Raw genomic sequence first — 17,247 nt, 5'->3', positions numbered from 1 at the left:
AGCAAGAGTAGGGAAACTGCGGTCCGTTCGTTCCGTGCAACCGACAACCGGGAGTATCCAATGACGAGTTACGGCAGCTCATCCGCCGCGTCCTCCGGCTCGCGCACCAACGGCCTGGCGATCGCGAGCCTGTGCTGCGGCATCATCGGCCTGTTCTTCCTGAACATCGTCCTCGGCCCCCTCGCGATCGTCTTCGGCGCCGTCGCCCGGCGCCAGGCGGCGGTCAAGAGCGGCGACGGGATGGCGAAGGCCGGCATCGTCCTCGGCGTCGTCGCCATCGTCCTGTGGCTCGTGCTCCTGGCCGTCGCCGCCAGCAGTGGCGGGTTCAGCTGGTACGTGGGCGGTTAGAGCCCCGTGGACACGCGAGCGGGCCGGTTCCGGAACGGGGCCGGCCCGCTTCGGCGTGCTCAGCCGTGCAGCGAGCGGTAGGCCGAGACCGCGCCGGGGTGCAGGGGGACGCTGCCGGTGCCGATCAGGGTGCGGACGTCGAGGAACTGGGCGCCGACGGCGCGGGCGGGGACGAGGGCGCTCGCGCGCAGGACCAGCAGGCGGGTGACCGCGTCGGCGACCGCGGGGTCCAGGCCGGGACGGCACACGAGCAGGTTGGACACGCCGATGGTGGCGACACCGCCCGCCCCCCGGTAGGCGCCCTGCGGGAACGGCACCTCCTCCAGTCCCGAGCCGGCCAGTCCGTCGTGGCCGCCGAGCCGGGGCAGCAGTCCGGCCAGCGGCAGGAACCGCAGTCCGGGGTCGGTGTCGAGGCCGGTGAGGGTGGTCAGGGGGACACCGCCGGCCACCAGCAGCCCCTCGACGGCGCCGGTCCGTACCGCCTCGGCCGCCTCCGCGAGACGCAGGTGCAGTACGGGGACGTCGGTGCCGGGCGACAGGCCGGCGGCGTCGAGGACGCGTTCGCCGAGGAGGGCCGCCCCCGATCCGACGGCACCGAGGGACACCTTGTGCCCGGCGAGGTCGGCGACCGTCCGCACGGAGGAGTCCGCGCGGACGGCGAACTGGAGGTAGGTCTCGTAGAGCCTGCCGAGCGCCCGCACCGGCACCGGGCGCTCGAAGAGGCCGTCGCCCCGGGCGGCACGCGCGGTGTCGGTGAGGACGAGCGCGAGGTCGGCCCGGCCGTCCCGGAGCAGTTCGATGTTGGCGATGCTGCCCGCCGTGGTGCGGACGCGGCAGCTCAGCCGGGGGTGCGCGCGTTCGATCTCGGCGGCGAGGAGCCGGCCGAACGCCGCGTAGAACGCCGTGGGTTCACCGGTCGCCAGACGCAGCACGCCGCTCGGTCCGGGGTCCTGCCGGGAGGCGTCGGCGGCGAGTGCGCCGCCGAGGGCGACGGCGGCCGCCGAGCCGGCGGCCGTGCGCAGTACGGTACGGCGGCCGGGGAGTCCGGTCATGGCGTGCCGCCGGTGTCCGAGGGGCGTGGGACGACCGCCCTCGCCCGCAGTCCCCGGGGGAGCGCGGGGCCGAGCTCCAGCCGGCCGCCGCGTCCGGTGAGGAGTTGCTCGGCGATCGCCAGCCCCAGTCCCGTGCCGGTCGTCGTACCGGTCCGCCGGGTCGAGCGCCAGAAGCGGGTGGTGGCCTGGGCGAGCTCGTCCGGGTCCAGGCCGGGGCCGTCGTCCGTGACCGTGAGCACCACGCAGGGTCCCTCGACGGCGCAGTCGAGCGTGACGCTGCCGCCGGGGCCGTGCGCGTACTTGATGGCGTTGTCCAGGAGGATGTCCGTGATCTGGGCGAGTTCGTGGCCGGTGCAGGCGGCCGGGAGCGGGCCGGCGGGGGCGTCGGTGGTGAGGCGGAGTCCGGCACGGTGGGCGACCGGCTGCCACCGCCGGTGCTGGGCGAGGGCGACCTCGGCCGCGTCGCACCGGGCGTCCGTGCCGTCGGTCACCGTCAGCTCCCCGGCCCGGTGCTCCGCGGTGGCGAGGGCGAGCATGTCGTCGAGGAGGGTCTCAAGACGGTCGAGTTCGCCGGTGACGCCGTTGTACGTGCGGTCGGCGGAGGTGGGCAGATGGGTGTGCAGGGCGTCGACGCGGAGCCGGAGGGCGGCCATGGGGTTGCGCATCTGATGGGAGGTGTCGGCGACGAGCCGGCGCTGCTGTTCCAGGGCCGCTGTGACGGTGCTCGCCATCCGGTTGAAGCCGGTGGCCAGCTGGCGCAGCTCCGGCGGGCCCCCGGCGCTGGTCTGCTCGGGCGGCAGCCCGGCGGCGAGCTGGCCCACGGCCCGGTCGAGCCGGCGCAGCGGGCTGACCACCCAGCGGGTGGCGGTCCGGGCGAGGGCCGTGCAGGCGAGGGCGACCAGGGCCGTGCCGGCCAGTACGGCGGCCCAGCGGCGGGCGATGTCCCGGGCGGCGGTCTCCACCGACGCCCGCATGACGACGGCCCCGGTGACCCGGGTGCCGGTGCCGGCCGGCTCGGCGAACGTGCGGTGGCCGTGCGACCAGGGGCGCAGGGGGCCCCGGGGATGGGCGGTCTGGTTGCGCAGGGCCGCGTCGATCAGCGGGGCGACGCCGGGGTCCGCCGCCCGCATGCCGCCGGTCTGGACCACGGGGACCCGGCGGACGTCGGTGACGACCAGCGGTTCGCCGTAGAGCTCGGTGTAGCGGCGGGCCTCGGCGACGACCGCGGAGGTGTCGCCGGTCGCCGCGGCCTGGTCCATGAGGGAGGCGAAGCGGTCCAGGGCGGAGCTGCGGGCGAGGACGAGTTGCTGGGTGCGGTCGGAGGCGGTGAACAGCAGCAGCGGCACCGCGAACGCGGCGACCACGAGGATGCCGAACACCAGCAGCACGGTCTGGACCCGGGTACGCACGCGCCGTCCCTCAGTCCCCGAAGCGGTAGCCGAAGCCGCGGATCGTGGTGAGCGGGCCGGGGCGGCCCAGCTTGGCGCGCAGCTGGGTGAGGTGGACGTCGAGGGAGCGGGACACGGCGTGGTGGGCGTCGCCCCACACCTCGTCCAGGAGCTGCTCCCGGCTGACCGCCGTACCGGCCCGTGCGGCCAGGGCGGCGAGGACGTCGAACTCCTTCGCGGTCAGATCGACCTCGGCGCCGTCCACCCGGACCCGGCGGGCGTCGAGGTCGACCTCGACGTCACCGGCGCGGACCGTGCGCGCGGCGGGGGCGGCGGGGCGGGGCGCGGTGCGCCGGGTGACGGCCTCGATACGGGCCAGCAGCTCGGTCAGGCGTACCGGCTTGACCAGGTAGTCGTCGGCCCCGAGGCGCAGGCCCCGCACCACGGAGCGCTCGTCACCGCGCGCGGTGAGGATCAGCACGGAGAGGTCGCTCACCGCGCGCAGTCCGCGCAGCACGTCCAGGCCGTCGATGTCGGGCAGGCCGAGGTCGAGGAGGAGCAGGTCGGCGCTGCGGTGGTAGGTCAGGACGTCCCTGCCGTGGCGGACCCGGCGGGTGTCGTGGCCGTGGTCGTAGAGGACCTCGACGAGGGCCGCGGCCACCCCGTCGTCGTCCTCGGCCAGCAGTATCTGCATCCCCGCTCACCTCCCTCCGGCCTCGTAGAGGAGTCTCCGCTTCCGAATGTAGACCACGCCCGGCGGTGGTCCCGGCGGGCGGCCGGGGCGCCCGGGGCCGGAATGTTAAGGGGAGGTTAGTTCTGTGCCCGGTCGTCTCCCCGCGCCCCGACCGGCGGATCCAGGCTGCAGCGGTCGAGGACGACGTACCGGAGCAGAGGAACCAGCCATGATCATCGACTGTCACGGCCACTACACGACCGCCCCGCCGGCCCTGGCCGCCTGGCGGGACCGGCAGGTCGCCGGGCTCGCCGATCCCGCCCTGGCTCCGTCCCGCGCCGACCTGCGGATCGGCGACGACGAGCTGCGCGAGACCATCGAGGCGAACCAGCTGAGGCTGATGGACGAACGCGGCATCGACCTGACGGTCTTCTCGCCGCGCGCCTCCTTCATGGCGCACCACATCGGCGACTTCCGGACCTCCGCCGAGTGGGCCGCGATCTGCAACGAACTCTGTCACCGCGTCAGCCTGTTGTACCCGGAGCGCTTCGTCCCCGCCGCGATGCTCCCGCAGTCGCCCGGCGTCGACCCCGCCACCTGTATCCCCGAACTGGTGCGCTGTGTCGAGGAGTACGGCGCCGTCGCGCTCAACCTGAACCCCGATCCGTCCGGCGGCCACTGGACCGCCCCGCCGCTCACCGACCGCTCCTGGTACCCGGTCTACGAGAAGATGTCCGAGTACGGCATCCCGGCGATGATCCACGTCAGCACCAGCGTGAACCCCGCCTTCCACACCACCGGCGCGCACTACCTCAACGCCGACACCACGGCGTTCATGCAGCTCGTCCAGGGTGATCTGTTCGCCGACTTCCCGGACCTGCGCCTGGTGATCCCGCACGGCGGCGGTGCGGTGCCCTACCACTGGGGCCGGTTCCGGGGCCTGGCGATGGCACTCGGCAAGCCGCCGCTGGAGGAGCACGTCCTGGGCAACGTCTTCTTCGACACCTGCGTGTACCACCAGCCGGGCGCGGACCTCCTGTTCGACGTCCTGCCGGCCCGGAACATCCTCTTCGCGTCGGAGATGGTCGGCGCCGTCCGCGCCATCGACCCGTGCAGCGGCCACCACTTCGACGACACCCGCCGCTACACCGAGGCGGCCAGGCTGTCCGCCGCCGACCTGGCCGCCGTCCAGGAGCACAACGCCCGCGCCGTGTACCCGCGCCTGGACGCGCTGCTGAAGCGACAGGGCCGCTGAGCGGCCCGAGAACCCTCGTCCCACCCCCGTTTCCCCTTCCCCGAGGAGACCCATGCCCACCGCCTCCCCCAAGACGCCGGGCTGGCTCGACTGGCACCCCAGCCCGTCCGAGCCCGCCTTCCGGCTCCCGCCCGGCGCCGTCGACGCCCACTGCCATGTCTTCGGCCCGCAGGCCGAGTTCCCCTTCGCCCCGCAGCGCAAGTACACGCCCTGCGACGCCGGGAAGGAGCAACTGTTCCGGCTCCGCGACCACTTGGGCATCGCCCGCACCGTGATCGTGCAGGCCACCTGCCACGGCACCGACAACTCCGCGATGGTGGACGCCGTACGGGCGGCCGGCGGCCGGGCGCGCGGTGTCGCCTCCGTCCGGCCGGACGTCACCGAGGGCGAGTTGCTCGATCTGCACGCGGCGGGTGTGCGCGGGGTGCGTTTCAACTTCGTACGGCGGCTGGTGGACGCCTCGCCCCGGGACGACCTGCGGGCCGTCGCGGACAAGGTCGCCCCGCTGGGCTGGCACGTCGTCCTCTACTTCGAGAGCGCCGATCTGCCGGACCTGGAGGACTTCTTCGCCTCGCTGCCGACCCCCCTGGTGGTGGACCACATGGGCCGCCCCGATGTGACCCGTCCGGCGGACGGCCCGGAGTTCTCCCGCTTCCTGCGCTTCGTCGGCACCGGTGACGTCTGGGTCAAGGTGACGTGCCCCGAACGCCTCAGCGCGACCGGGCCCGCCGCCCTGGACGGCGAACCGCACCCGTACGCGGACGTCGTCCCCTTCGGCCGCCGCGTCGTGGAGGAGTTCCCCGACCGGGTGCTGTGGGGCACCGACTGGCCCCACCCCAACCTCACCGGCCACATGCCCGACGACGGCCTCCTGGTCGACTACGTGCCGCGGATCGCGGTCACGGCGGACCAGCGGCGCAGGTTGCTGGTCGACAACCCGATGAAGCTGTACTGGCCCGGCGAGGAGATCTGAACATGGGGCAGCGACTCACCCACGCCAACGCGCTGAACCGGCTCGACCGACTGCCGATCGGCCGCTTCCACAAGGTCACCCTGGTGGCCGTGTCCTTCGCCTACTTCTTCGAGTTCGCGGACATCAACACGTTTGCGACGACCGCGCCCAAGCTGATCAAACTGTGGGGCGTCACCATCGACCAGGTCGCCTACGTGACCTCGCTGTCGTTCGTCGGCATGTTCCTCGGCTCGGTCGTCGCGGGTGCGATGGCCGACCGGTGGGGCCGCAAACGGACGCTGATGCTGACCACCGTGTGGTTCGGCGCCTTCTCGTTCGCGTCGGTGTTCGCCTGGGACATCGTGTCGCTGGGCGTGCTCCGCGTACTGACCTCGGCGGGCCTGGCGGCGATGACCGTCGTCGCCGTCATCTACGTCAACGAGATGTACCCGGCCGCCGTGCGCGGCAAGTTCCAGGCGTACGCCATCGTCATCGGCATCTGCGGCACCCCGGCCACCAACCTCATCGCCAGCGCGGTCGTGCCCCTGAGCGACTGGTCGTGGCGGCTGGTCTACCTGTGGGGCTCGCTCGGCATCCTGCTGGTGTTCTTCACCAAGCGGCTGAAGGAGTCGCCCCGCTGGTACGAGAGCCGGGGCGAGCACGGCAAGGCCGACGAGGTGCTGCGGGAGATCGAGGCGAGCGTCGCCGCGGAGAAGGGCCCGCTGCCCGAGCCGGCGCCCCCGGTGGAGGAGACCCCGTCGACCCGCACGCCGGTGCGCCTGCTGCTGCAGAAGAGGTACCTGCTCCCCACGCTGCTGCTCACGGTGCTGTGGGTGACGCAGACCGTCGGCTTCTTCGGCTACTCCAGCTGGGCGCCCACGCTGCTCGCCAAGGAGGGCTTCAGCGTCGAGAAGTCCGTGTTCTACGTGGCGCTCACCACCGTCGGAGCGCCCCTGGGCTCGTATCTCGCGTCGCTGGTCACCGACCGCTTCGAACGCAAGTGGAGCCTGGCCGTGTTCGGCACGGTCATCGCGCTGTGCGGGCTGCTGTACGGGCTGACCTTCAACCCGGTGCTGATCATCGTGTTCGGCTTCCTGGTCAATATGTTCGAGCGCGGCTACACGGCCCTCGCCTACGCCTACTCCCCCGAGCTGTTCGACACCCGTGCCCGCTCCCTGGGCACCGGCGTCTCCTACGGTCTGGGCCGGCTGTCGAACGCCGCCGGTCCGCTGATCGTCGCGGCGCTCTACCAGAGCAACGGCTACCGCAGTGTCTTCTTCTTCATCGCCGGGACCTGGCTGGCCGGGGCGATCGTGCTGGCCGTCTTCGGACCGCGCACCCGGCGGGCCCGGATCGCGGCCCTCTCGGAGGAGAAACAGCAGGCGGTGACGGCGCGGTGACCTCCAAACGGCTCCCGGCGCGATAATCGGGGCATGGGATCACCCTCCGTCGACGTGGACGCCGTACACGAGCGGCTGGTGGCCGAGCTGCTCCTTGCCGGGGAGCCGTACGGCCTGATGCCGGCCGGGGGTGACGCCGTACGGGCGCACGGGCTGGTGGCGGCCCGGCGCAGCGGGGGTCTTCACCTGCTGGCCTTTGAGTTCGAGTAAGTGAGCGTAACCATGCATGGGCGAGTGTCGTTGTCGGGGTGTGAATCTGACGGAATGGGCGAAGACGCAGGGCGTGCATCCGCAGACCGCGTATCGCTGGTTCCGTGAGGGGACGTTGCCGGTACCGGCTCAGCGGGTCGGGTCGCGCACGATCCTGGTGAACATCGAGGCCGGCACCGCTCCGGAAGCGGTAAGCGGCCTGGGGCTGTATGTCCGTGTCTCCTCACATGACCAGAAAGGTGATCTGGAGCGGCAGTTGGCCCGGTTGGCCGCGTGGGCGGCCAAGGTGGGTGGCAAGGTCGTCCGGGTCGAGTCCGAGATCGGCTCGGGTATGAACGGCAGTCGCGCAAAGGTCCGTCGCCTGCTGGCCGATCCGGACGTGACCTGCGTGGTCGTGGAACACAAAGATCGGCTCGGCCGCATACGTCGAACTCGTCGAGGCTGCCCTGTCCGCACACAACCGCCGTCTCGTCGTCCTGGATGACGGCGAGGTCGAAGACGACCTGGTGCGGGACATGGTGGAGGTGCTGACGTCGTTCTGCGCCCGCCTGTATGGCCGCCGGTCGGCGAAGAACCGTGCCCGCAAGGCGTTGGAGGCCGCCGAGCATGGCTGACTCCGCACTCCGCGAGATCGTGCCGTCGTTCGTGGCCCTCGGCCCCGCCGGTGTGGCGGTCCGGGACCGGCTCAAGCGCCTGACGGCCGTGGATGAGGAAGTTCTTCGGCTGGTCGGCGTGCACATGGGTTCGCTCGCGTCGAAGGACCTCGTGGCCCGCTGCCGGGATGGTCTGGAACACTCCACCGATACGTGGGCTGCACGCAAACGCTCGCTGACGCCTCAGTCGTCGGCGCGCTGGGCCGGCGCTGTCACCAAAGCCACTCACGATCAGTGGGCACTCTCGCGTCGCAGCCAGCTCGCGCACATCCAGAATCTCGAAGCCGGGATCAAGACGATCGCGCACCGCCTGTCGCAGCCGATCGGCGCGAAGGGCACGAAGAAGGCACCCGGCGGCTACCGTTCCGAGGGCGAGTGGTTCCACAAGACCCGCCGCCTGCGCGTGCTGGAGGACCGGCTGGAGCGCGAACGCGCTGACCGTGGACACGGCCGCGTGCACGTGGTGCGGGGCGGCAGGCGACTCGCCCGCAACCGGCACAACCTGGCTGCCGCCCAGCTCACCGCCGAACAATGGCGGGAACGCTGGGAGGCAGGGCGCTGGTTCCTGGCCGCCGACGGCGAGAGCGGGAAGCGATTCGGCAACGAAACGATCCGTATCACCCCGGACGGGGAGGTGTCGATCAAGCTGCCCGCGCCGCTGGCTCACCTGGCCAACGCCCCCCGTGGCCGGTACGTCCTCGCGTACAAGGTCTCCTTCCCGCACCGCGGCCCCGAGTGGGCCGACCGCATCGAAGCCAACCGGGCCGTCGCGTACCGCATCCACTTCGATGTGGACCGGGGCCGCTGGTACATCACCGCGTCCTGGCAGTACACCCCGACGAAGACCATCCCGATCGAGTCCGCCCTGACCGACGGGGTCATCGGTGTCGACACCAACGCCGACCACCTCGCCGCCTGGCGCCTCGACGCCCACGGCAACCCGATCGGCCGACCGCGCCGCTTCTCCTACGACCTGTCCGGCAACGCCGACCACCGCGACGCCCAGGTCCGCCACGCCCTGACACGCCTGCTGAACTGGGCCAAGACTTGTGGCGTGAAGGCCATCGCCGTCGAAGACCTGGACTTCACCGCCGAGAAGACCCGCGAGAAGCACGGCCGCCGACGCCGCTTCCGACAGATCATCTCCGGCATCCCCACCGGCAAGCTCCGCGCCCGCCTGACCTCGATGGCCGACCAGACCGGTATCGCGATCATCGCCGTGGACCCGGCCTACACCAGCCGCTGGGGCGCCCAGCACTGGCAGAAGCCCCTCACCACCAAGAACCGAAAGACCACCCGTCACGATGCCGCGAGCATCGCGATCGGACGACGCGCCCAAGGGCACCCGATCCGGCGACGGACGGCACCGCCCCCGCACGACCAGAGTGATCGTGCGGGGCATCGGACCGTCCAGGCCCGACCGGGCACCCCAAGGCGTGAGGGAACCCGCCCCCGTATTCCCGGACCACGGACACGATCCGTGCAGCCAGATACAGAACGAAAGCGGGAGACCAGGACATCCAGAACCGTTCGGGATGTCCGCAGTGCACAGGCCCGGGTCCAAGACTCACTCCTGCTCACTGATTAGGAACGGTGTGGACCTGGTCACCGAGCATCCCGCGGCCATGGCGGAGATCGCCGGCGCGGTGGAAGCAGGGCTCGCGGAACGCGGGTGGGCGGTCGACGGGGTCGACGCCGATCCGCTGGCCGCCCGGCTGGTCGCCGTGGATCCCGTGTCCGGCGCGCGGTGGCGGGTCGATCTGCGTAAGGAGGCGCTGTGGCGTCCGGCGGTGCGCACGGACGCCGGTCCGGTGCTGTCCCTGGAGGACCTCGTCGGTACGACGGTACGGGCGCTGGCCGATCGCGGACTGCCCCGTGACCTGGTCGACGTGCACGCCGCCGCCCGCCGCTGGAGCCACCCCGAGCTGGAGGAGCTCGGGCGCCGTCACGCCCCCGACACCTTCGACCTCGCCGAGCTGCAGTCCCGGCTGGCCGGCACGGAGTGGCTGGGCGACGCCGGATTCCGGACGCACGGGCTGGACGGCCCCGGGATCGCGGAGCTCCGCCGCTGGGCCCAGGCGTGGGCCGACGACATCGCGGAACGGCTGGTGGAGGGGGAGGACCCGGAGCAGTACCCCGACGAGGACTGATCCCGGGGCCGCCGGGGTCCTTCTCGTACGCGTGGCCGGTCGGCGGTTAGGCTCGCGCCCATGACGACTGCGAAGAACAACGGTGTCTCTCCCCTCGATGTCGAGATCGACGCGCTGAACGGTGGCCCCGCGGGGCTCGGTCAGTACGCGGGGCGGGCCGTGCTCGTCGTGAACGTGGCCTCCAAGTGCGGCCTGACCCCGCAGTACGCCGGTCTGGAGCGGCTGCACGAGCGGTACGCGGAGCAGGGCTTCACCGTGCTCGGTGTGCCCTGCAACCAGTTCCTCGGGCAGGAGCCGGGCAGCGCCGGGGAGATCGCCGAGTTCTGTTCGGCGACGTACGGCGTGACCTTCCCGATGACCGAGAAGGTCGAGGTGAACGGGGACGGACGGCACCCGCTGTACGAGCGGCTGACCGGGTTCGCGGACGCCGAGGGGCACAGCGGCGACATCCGCTGGAACTTCGAGAAGTTCCTGATCGGGCGGGACGGCGAGATCGTGGCCCGGTTCTCACCGCAGACCGAGCCGGAGTCCGCGGAGGTCGTGTCGGCGGTGGAGAAGGCGGTCGGCTGACGGTTGACCTTGCCCCTGGGGCAGGGGTGAGCGTGTCCGTCGTCGGGCGGAGAGGCCGTCCGGCGACGGAGGATGTCGGCGTGGACGAGGAACTGCTGGGCATCGGGGCGTTCGCGGCACGGGCACGGCTGTCGGCGAAGGCGCTGCGGCTGTACGACCGGCTGGGGCTGCTGGCCCCGGCGCGGGTCGACGAGGCCACCGGCTACCGGTACTACCGGGCCGGGCAGGTGGAGGCGGCCCGGCTGGTGGCGCTGCTGCGGCAGCTGGACATGCCGCTGGCCCGGATCGCCGGGGTCGTCGACACGGCCGACGGCGCCGTGGCGGCCGAGCGGCTCGCCGCGTACTGGACGGACGTCGAGACGCGGCACGCCGGGCAGCGGACGCTCGCCGAGTACCTCCGTGGACGGCTGTCGGGAAGGAACTCCGAGATGTACGGGAAGTTCGAGGTCGACACGGTGGACGTGCCGGCGCAGGTGCTGATCACCGAGTCACGGCATGTGCTGGCGGACGAGTTGCCGCCGTGGATCGGGGCCGCGCTGAGCCGGCTGGAGGAAGCTGCCGGGGAGTGCGGGGGCGCTGCGGGAACGCCGTTCGTGGCGTATCACGCGGAGGTGTCCATGGAGAGCGACGGCCCCGCGGAGGCCTGTGTGCCGGTCGCCGACGAGGCGGCGGCGCGTGCCTGGGCCGAGGGCCGGGGCCGGGCCAGGGGGACGGTCGTACGGGTGGAGCCGGCCCAGCGGCTGGCCCGGACCCGGATCACCAAGGCGCAGGTGGCGCATCCGCAGATCCTGGCCGCGTTCGAGGCGGTGGAGGAGTGGGTGAGGGCGAAGGGGCTGACACCGGCCGGCCCCTGCCGGGAGGTGTACTTCGCCGACTGGGAGGCCGCGGGCCCCGAGGACCCGGTGTGTGACGTGGCCTTCCCGGTGACCGGCGCGGCGGGCTGAGCAGAACGGGTCCGAGCCGAGAGGGCGCGGCCGAGCCCTCTCGGCTAGGACGGCGGACTGGTCGAGAGGGCCCTGTCGGTGTGCGCCTGCGGGGTCCGGTGACGCCCGGTGGGCGCTCGCCGGACCGGTCAGTTCCTGACCGAGGCCACGAAGGTGTTCCACGCGTCCGCGGGGAAGGCCAGCTTCGGACCCTCGGGGACCTTGGTGTCCCCGAGTTCCAGCGCCGCCTCGGTGGTCGACCTGACCATCACGCACGCGCCGTTGTTGTTGGTGTAGGAGGACGTCGTCCACGTTTCCGTGGCGCCCAGACGAATTGCCATGTTCGCTCCGTAGCCAGATGCTGAGTCGCTGTCACCGGCCCGCGTGCCCCGGCATGGGCCCGGGACCGGATTTCGCCAACCCTCACTGGTGGTTGGCGTGATCGACGCTACTCGCCAACATCCTCTTTCGGAGGAGCCGTTCACTCGACCGAGTGGCATATACCAGGGGATACTTCCAGCCCTGCCTGCCAACGGTGTATCATCCCGCCGCGCTACGGGCGGTGTTCAGCGCGCGTACTCCTTCGCGAGGCGCTCCACGCGCTGCCGGGACGCCTCCACGTTCAGCGACTGGGCCCGCAGATGCTCGTACATCACCGTGTACTTCTGCACATCGTGCGGCTTCTCCAGATACAGGTCGCTGGTGACGCCCTCGATGTAGACCACGCTCGAGTCGGCCGCGTCGGCGAACTCCAGGATGGAGTACTGCCCGTTGATCCCGGCGTGCGCGCCGACCTCGAACGGCAGCACCTGCACGGTGATGTGCGGCAGCTGGGACAACTCCATGACGTGCTCCAGCTGTTCCCGCATCACCTGCCGGCTCCCGACGACGCGGTGCAGCGACGCCTCGTCCAGCACCACCCACAGCCGCAGCGGTTCCCGGTCCGCGGTGATCCGGCTCTGCCGGCGCAGCCGCACCTCGACCCGCTTGTCGTTGTCCTGCTCCGACGACTCCGGCGAGCCGCCCTGCACGATCGCCTCCGCGTACGCGCGGGTCTGCAGCAGCCCGGTGATGATCTGCGGCTCGTAGACGCGCAGCGACTCCGCGTCCGTCTCCAGCCCGATGTAGACGCTGTACGGGATGTCGCCGAAGGCGTGCCACCAGCCCTGCTGGCGCGAGTCCTTGGCCATCTGCATCAGCGACTCGACGATCCGCTGGTCCTCCACCTCGTAGACCCCGCACAGATCGCGGACGTCACGCTGGCTGATGCTGCGCCGCCCGTTCTCCAGGCGGCTGATCTTCGACTGCGACACCAGCAGCCGCTCCGCCACCTCCTCCGCGGTCATGCCCTTGACCTCGCGGAGCCGGCGCAGCTCCTGGCCCAGCCGGCGCCGCCTGACGGTGGGATTGACATTGGACGCCACGGGACGTGCACCTCCGGCTGCGTGCCTAGTACTACTTGCCACTTTGCGTGTCTGCTGTTGAGCAGACTGCCACCAAGGCGCTTCCTACCGCTGGGAAACGGTGGATATACGACAAGCACACGCCACGTCCCGGTGAACTTACGGGTGTTGACGCGTGCCGGTGCCGGACACGGGTGCGCCGAGCGGGGCGGGGAGAACCGTGTGTTCTCCCCGCCCCGCTCGGACTGCGGCTCCCGTGACCGGGTCTGGCCCGCCCTGGATCCGTACGGCTAGTGCACCGCGGCGCGTGCCATGGATCCGCGGTGCGGTTGCGCCGGAACACCACGGGCGGGTTCCGGTGCTCCCCGGCCGCCGGCGGGGGCCTGCCGGCCTGCCGGGGCGGGGCTGCGGCGCGGCTGGGCCGCGGCGCCGTTCTGGACGTCCATCACGGCGTGCGCCACGAGTCCGCCCATCGGGTCGTGCCGGATCAGATCCCGCAACCGGGAACGCGAGGAGCGTCCCTCGTTCCCCGGGTACAGGTGCTTGCCGAGTCCCACCGCGTGCGCCAGTGCGGCGAGCGCCGCGGTCCGCGGGTCCGGCGGGACGCCGGTGCGGATCGCGGAGTCCAGCCGGGCCCTGATCTCCCGGCTGATCTCGGTGTCCGTCGCCTGGTAGCGAGTCGTCGGCAGCACCCCGCACATCTGTCCGGCCACGGCGTGCACCATGCCGCACCGCTCCAGATGCGAGAGGTAGGTCTGGCGCAGCCCGAGTCGCGGCCCGCCGATCCAGTTGACCGCCCGTACGGGAGCGCCGCGCCTTCGCAGCAACTCCAACGCGCAGTCCAGTGTTGGGTCTCCAGTCGGCCGTGGCACCACCACGGCGATACGATCCCCGTCAGGGGCTATCCGTCCGGCCAGCGCCAGCTCCACTAGCTGTGCTCCGGCCAGACCGAGGTCGAGCGACTGCGGCTGTGCAGTGGTACCCGTGGTCGGGTCCAATGCCAGCAGCAGAAGCTCTTCCGGAAGTGTTCTGCGGCTCCTGCCCATCCATGCCTCCCCGCGTGGATGTCTGACAGGGTGACCCCTCTCACATTGGTCTGTCGAGGGTGCGTGACCACTTCGTAGTGGAACCAGTAGGTATGTCGTTCTCGTCTACCACGTGGGGGAAGTCCGCACACAGGACACTGGTACATGGTTCGGACAGCGCTGCGGAGCGTTGTCACGGGCGGCGGTTCACGGTTCGGTTGGCGCACGCGGGGCGTGCGGCGCATGGAGGAGGCATCGGTGGCGGGCGAGTCCCCCGACAGGTCGAAGCAGCGCGAGTCGTCGGCAGAACCGACGTCGGGGAGCGCGGGTCCGGTTCCCGGGAAGCGGGACCCCCGGTTGGCAGTGAGCCGCGAGGCGGCGCCCGACACGGCGACCCGCGTGCTCTCGGTGCGCGAGGAGCCGCCCTCGGGCGGCGGGAACGGGGAGTCGGGCCGCCTGCGCGAGGCCGCGGCGACGTGGATCCGCCCGGCGGACGACGAGACGGCTGACGCCCCCGGTGCCCCGGCTGACGCCCCCGGTGCCCCGGCTGACGCCGGGGACGCTTCGGGAGGTTCGGCCGACACCGGGGACGCCTCGGGAAGTGCGGCCGACACCGGGGACGCCTCGGGAGGTTCAGCCGACACCAGGGACGCTTCAGGAGGTGTGGCCGACACCAGGGACGCACCCGGAGGTTCGGCCGACACCGAGGGCACCTCCGGAGGTTCGGCTGACACCGGGGACGCTTCGGGAAGTGCGGCCGGCACCAAGGACACCTCGGGAGGTTCCGCCGGCGCCGGGGACACCTCGGAGGGTTCAGCCGACACCAGGGACGCACCCGGAGGTGCGGTCGGCACCAAGGACACCTCGGGAGGTTCCGCCGGCGTCGGGGACACCTCGGAGGGTGCGGTCGGCGCCGGGGAGCGGGAGGCCGGTTCGGCCGCGGGGGATGCCTTCGGCGACCGGGGTGCGGCGGAGGCGGAGCCCGGCGAGGAGCGTGAGAGCACGCCCGAGGCGGGTACGGCCACGGGTGCCTCCGGCGACGAGGGCGAGCGCGGGTCGGACCCGGCGGGCGAGGACGCCTCCGGGCGGGCGGTTGCCACCGCGAGGTCGGAGAGCGCGGGGGACTCCCCCGACGGCGCGTCCCGCAGCGAGGGCGAACAGGAGAACCCCGGGGCCGACACGGGGACGGACGCCGGCAACGCGTCCCGCACCGAAGACGGCCCCGACACCGCCGCGCACGACGACGCGTCCCGTGCCGAGGGCCGGCGCGGGAGCGCCGCACAGTCCGCTGCCCCGGCCACCGCCGACGCCTCCCACGCCGAGGACGTGCCCGCCGTACGGAAGACCGGTGCCGACGCGCCGCAGGCCGGGGCGTCCGGCGCCGAGGACGGGCACGGCGGCGCTCAGACCGGCGCGGACGCGCCCAAGGGCACCGCCTCCCGGGCCGACACAGACTCCAAGAGCGCCGCGAAGGGCCCCGCCGTACAAACCGGCACGGGCGCGGACGCGCCGAAGCCCGCGGCCGGGGCGTCCCGCGCCGAGGACGAGCGCGGGGGCGCCGCCAAGGCCGGCGCGGGCGGCGCGGCTTCCCGCGCCGACGGCGAGGGGGGCGGGGTTCCCGGGGCCCGGGGGTCCGATGACGCGGGCGCCCGGCCGAAGGGCAAGGGGCCCGTCGATCAGCCCACCGCCGTGTTCCGGACCGGACGGGCCCCCGCGCCGGCCGTGGATCAGCCCACCACCACGCTCAAGCTGGGCGACGCGGCCCGCCGGGCGGACGCCGAGGCCGAGCGGACCAGCAGGTTCGTGGCGCTGAAGCGGGACGAGGACCTCGGCGCCCGTAAGCCGCCCGCTGCCCCCGTACCGCCCACCGGCCCGACCACCTCGCTCCCCCAGGTCGGTCCCGAGCGGACCACACAGCAGCCGCTGCCGCCCCGCCCGCCGCTGGATCTGCTGGCGGAGCTGACCAACACCCCGCCGCCCCCGCAGACCCCGCTGCGGACGGCGGTGCGGCGGCTCAAGATCTGGACGCCACTGGTTCTGCTGCTGGTGATCGTCTTCGGCGTCGTACAGAACGTCCGCCCGCTCCCGACGCCCACCCTGGAGCTGACCGCCGAGGACAGCTTCACCTTCGAGGGCGGCAAGGTCGACATCCCGTGGCCGGAGAAGGGGCAGGCCGCGCTGGACGTCGACGGCATCGGCACCTTCGGTTCGTCCGGCGAGCAGAAGCCCGTGCCGATCGCCAGTGTCGCCAAGGTCATGACGGCGTACGTGATCCTGCGCGACCACGACCTGAAGAGCGGCGCCGACGGTCCGATGATCGAGGTCGACCCGACCGCCGAGAAGCAGTCCGACGCCGGTGACGAGTCGACGGTCAACGTCACGGCGGGCGACGAGATCTCCCAGCGGGAGGCGCTCGAGGCCATCCTGATCGCGTCCGCGAACAACGTGGCGCGGCTGCTGGCCCGCTGGGACGCCGGTTCGGAGAAGGCGTTCGTCGCGAAGATGAACGCCGCCGCGAAGGACCTTGGCATGACGAACACGACGTACACGGACCCCTCGGGTCTGAACAACACCACCGTGAGCACCGCCGTGGACCAGGTGAAGCTGGCCAAGGCCGCGATGAAGCAGCCCGCCTTCCGCGAGGTCGCCGCGATGATGGAGTACATCGACTACAAGGGCACGAAGCACGGCAACTGGAACCGCCTGGTCGGCCACAACAACGTGGTCGGGATCAAGACCGGTACGACCACCTCCGCGCTCGGCAACCTCTCCTTCGCGGCGAAGAAGGACGTCGACGGCGAGACCCACCGGATCATCGGCGCGGTGGTGCGCCAGCCCGAGGGCGGCGTGGACAACACCATCCTGTCCGGTGCGCTGTCCGCGGGCGACCAGCTGATCCGGGCCGCGCAGGACGTCCTGGAGTCGGCGACGATCCTGAAGAAGGGCACCGTCGTCGGTTACGCGGACGACGGTCTCGGCGGCCGTACGCCCGTCGCCGTCACCGAGGACGTCAAGGCCGTCGGCTGGGCGGGCCTGTCGGTGAAGCTGACGTTCACCGGCGAGGAGCTGCCGCACACGGCGAAGGCCGGCACGAAGGTCGGCACGCTCACGGTCGGCGACGGCACGAGCGGTGCCGTCAAGGTGCCGGTCGCACTGCAGGAAGACCTCGTCGAGCCCGGTTTCGGGGACAGGCTGACGCGTCTGACCTGATCCGGACACCGCACGGACCCGGCGGCCGCCGCCCA

The 17,247-nt window shown here is 72.1% G+C and carries 16 protein-coding genes and 1 pseudogene; 11 read left to right on the top strand and 6 right to left on the bottom strand.

What is annotated here, in order from left to right; all coding sequences use genetic code 11:
• Positions 1–60 precede the first annotated feature (60 nt).
• Positions 61–348 (top strand): DUF4190 domain-containing protein, encoded by a 288-nt coding sequence (locus ACGFR9_RS13935; protein WP_393207020.1) that lies wholly within the window; start codon positions 61–63, stop codon positions 346–348.
• 59 nt (positions 349–407) lie between these two features.
• Here ACGFR9_RS13935 and ACGFR9_RS13930 read toward each other — a convergent pair whose 3' ends face one another.
• The 3 genes from ACGFR9_RS13930 to ACGFR9_RS13920 are packed head-to-tail and all read right to left on the bottom strand — an operon-like array spanning position 408 to position 3,482.
• Complete coding sequence (locus ACGFR9_RS13930; RefSeq protein ID WP_393207017.1) at positions 408–1,400, bottom strand: TAXI family TRAP transporter solute-binding subunit; 993 nt, start codon at positions 1,398–1,400, stop codon at positions 408–410.
• Positions 1,397–2,809 carry an ATP-binding protein gene (locus tag ACGFR9_RS13925; protein WP_393207014.1) on the bottom strand — a complete coding sequence of 471 codons (1,413 nt, stop codon included), beginning with the start codon at positions 2,807–2,809 and terminating at the stop codon, positions 1,397–1,399. Before ACGFR9_RS13925 ends, ACGFR9_RS13930 begins: the two co-directional genes overlap by 4 nt.
• 10 nt (positions 2,810–2,819) lie before the next feature.
• Positions 2,820–3,482, bottom strand: a complete 663-nt coding sequence (locus tag ACGFR9_RS13920) for a response regulator transcription factor (RefSeq protein ID WP_393207011.1) — start codon at positions 3,480–3,482, stop codon at positions 2,820–2,822.
• Positions 3,483–3,690: 208 nt separating this feature from the next.
• Between ACGFR9_RS13920 and ACGFR9_RS13915 the strand changes: the two genes are divergently transcribed.
• The 9 genes and pseudogenes from ACGFR9_RS13915 (at position 3,691) to ACGFR9_RS13875 (ending at position 11,595) form a co-directional block, all read left to right on the top strand.
• Complete coding sequence (locus ACGFR9_RS13915; protein ID WP_393207008.1) at positions 3,691–4,716, top strand: amidohydrolase family protein; 1,026 nt, start codon at positions 3,691–3,693, stop codon at positions 4,714–4,716.
• Between the two features lie 52 nt (positions 4,717–4,768).
• Positions 4,769–5,689, top strand: coding sequence for an amidohydrolase family protein (locus ACGFR9_RS13910; protein ID WP_393207005.1), 921 nt, complete (start codon positions 4,769–4,771; stop codon positions 5,687–5,689).
• Between the two features lie 2 nt (positions 5,690–5,691).
• The gene (locus ACGFR9_RS13905; RefSeq protein ID WP_393207002.1) at positions 5,692–7,068 is read left to right on the top strand and encodes an MFS transporter; all 1,377 of its coding nucleotides are present in this window, start codon (positions 5,692–5,694) and stop codon (positions 7,066–7,068) included.
• A 33-nt stretch (positions 7,069–7,101) separates the two neighbouring features.
• Complete coding sequence (locus ACGFR9_RS13900; protein WP_393206999.1) at positions 7,102–7,278, top strand: hypothetical protein; 177 nt, start codon at positions 7,102–7,104, stop codon at positions 7,276–7,278.
• Positions 7,279–7,318: 40 nt separating this feature from the next.
• A pseudogene (locus tag ACGFR9_RS13895) lies at positions 7,319–7,892 on the top strand (IS607 family transposase).
• Positions 7,885–9,519 carry an IS200/IS605 family accessory protein TnpB-related protein gene (locus ACGFR9_RS13890; protein ID WP_393206996.1) on the top strand — a complete coding sequence of 545 codons (1,635 nt, stop codon included), beginning with the start codon at positions 7,885–7,887 and terminating at the stop codon, positions 9,517–9,519. The pseudogene ACGFR9_RS13895 and the gene ACGFR9_RS13890 overlap by 8 nt, the downstream one beginning before the upstream one ends.
• Positions 9,467–10,081 carry a nucleotidyl transferase AbiEii/AbiGii toxin family protein gene (locus ACGFR9_RS13885; RefSeq protein WP_393206993.1) on the top strand — a complete coding sequence of 205 codons (615 nt, stop codon included), beginning with the start codon at positions 9,467–9,469 and terminating at the stop codon, positions 10,079–10,081. The genes ACGFR9_RS13890 and ACGFR9_RS13885 overlap by 53 nt, the downstream gene beginning before the upstream one ends.
• 60 nt (positions 10,082–10,141) lie before the next feature.
• A complete protein-coding gene (locus ACGFR9_RS13880) occupies positions 10,142–10,651 on the top strand; it encodes a glutathione peroxidase (RefSeq protein WP_393206990.1) in 510 nt (169 codons plus the stop codon).
• A gap of 80 nt (positions 10,652–10,731) precedes the next feature.
• Positions 10,732–11,595: a MerR family transcriptional regulator gene (locus ACGFR9_RS13875; protein WP_393206987.1), complete on the top strand. Its 864-nt coding sequence runs from the start codon at positions 10,732–10,734 to the stop codon at positions 11,593–11,595.
• 128 nt (positions 11,596–11,723) lie between these two features.
• On the opposite strand, the gene ACGFR9_RS13870 is transcribed toward ACGFR9_RS13875, so the two are convergent.
• The 3 genes from ACGFR9_RS13870 to ACGFR9_RS13860 form a co-directional block, all read right to left on the bottom strand.
• Positions 11,724–11,915: a DUF397 domain-containing protein gene (locus ACGFR9_RS13870; RefSeq protein ID WP_030216084.1), complete on the bottom strand. Its 192-nt coding sequence runs from the start codon at positions 11,913–11,915 to the stop codon at positions 11,724–11,726.
• A gap of 225 nt (positions 11,916–12,140) precedes the next feature.
• Positions 12,141–12,998 (bottom strand): helix-turn-helix domain-containing protein, encoded by an 858-nt coding sequence (locus ACGFR9_RS13865; RefSeq protein WP_393206983.1) that lies wholly within the window; start codon positions 12,996–12,998, stop codon positions 12,141–12,143.
• Positions 12,999–13,267: 269 nt separating this feature from the next.
• Positions 13,268–14,023, bottom strand: coding sequence for a GPP34 family phosphoprotein (locus ACGFR9_RS13860; RefSeq protein WP_030216080.1), 756 nt, complete (start codon positions 14,021–14,023; stop codon positions 13,268–13,270).
• 642 nt (positions 14,024–14,665) lie between these two features.
• Here ACGFR9_RS13860 and ACGFR9_RS13855 point away from each other — a divergent pair.
• Positions 14,666–17,212: a D-alanyl-D-alanine carboxypeptidase gene (locus tag ACGFR9_RS13855; RefSeq protein ID WP_393206980.1), complete on the top strand. Its 2,547-nt coding sequence runs from the start codon at positions 14,666–14,668 to the stop codon at positions 17,210–17,212.
• Positions 17,213–17,247: the final 35 nt, after the last annotated feature.

Origin of the sequence: Streptomyces sp. NPDC048584, assembly GCF_043199595.1 — a bacterium.
Classification (GTDB): Bacteria; Actinomycetota; Actinomycetes; order Streptomycetales; family Streptomycetaceae; genus Streptomyces; species Streptomyces edwardsiae.
The sequence above is the reverse complement of the archived record's forward strand: the minus strand, read 5'-3'. Positions and strand labels throughout refer to the sequence as shown.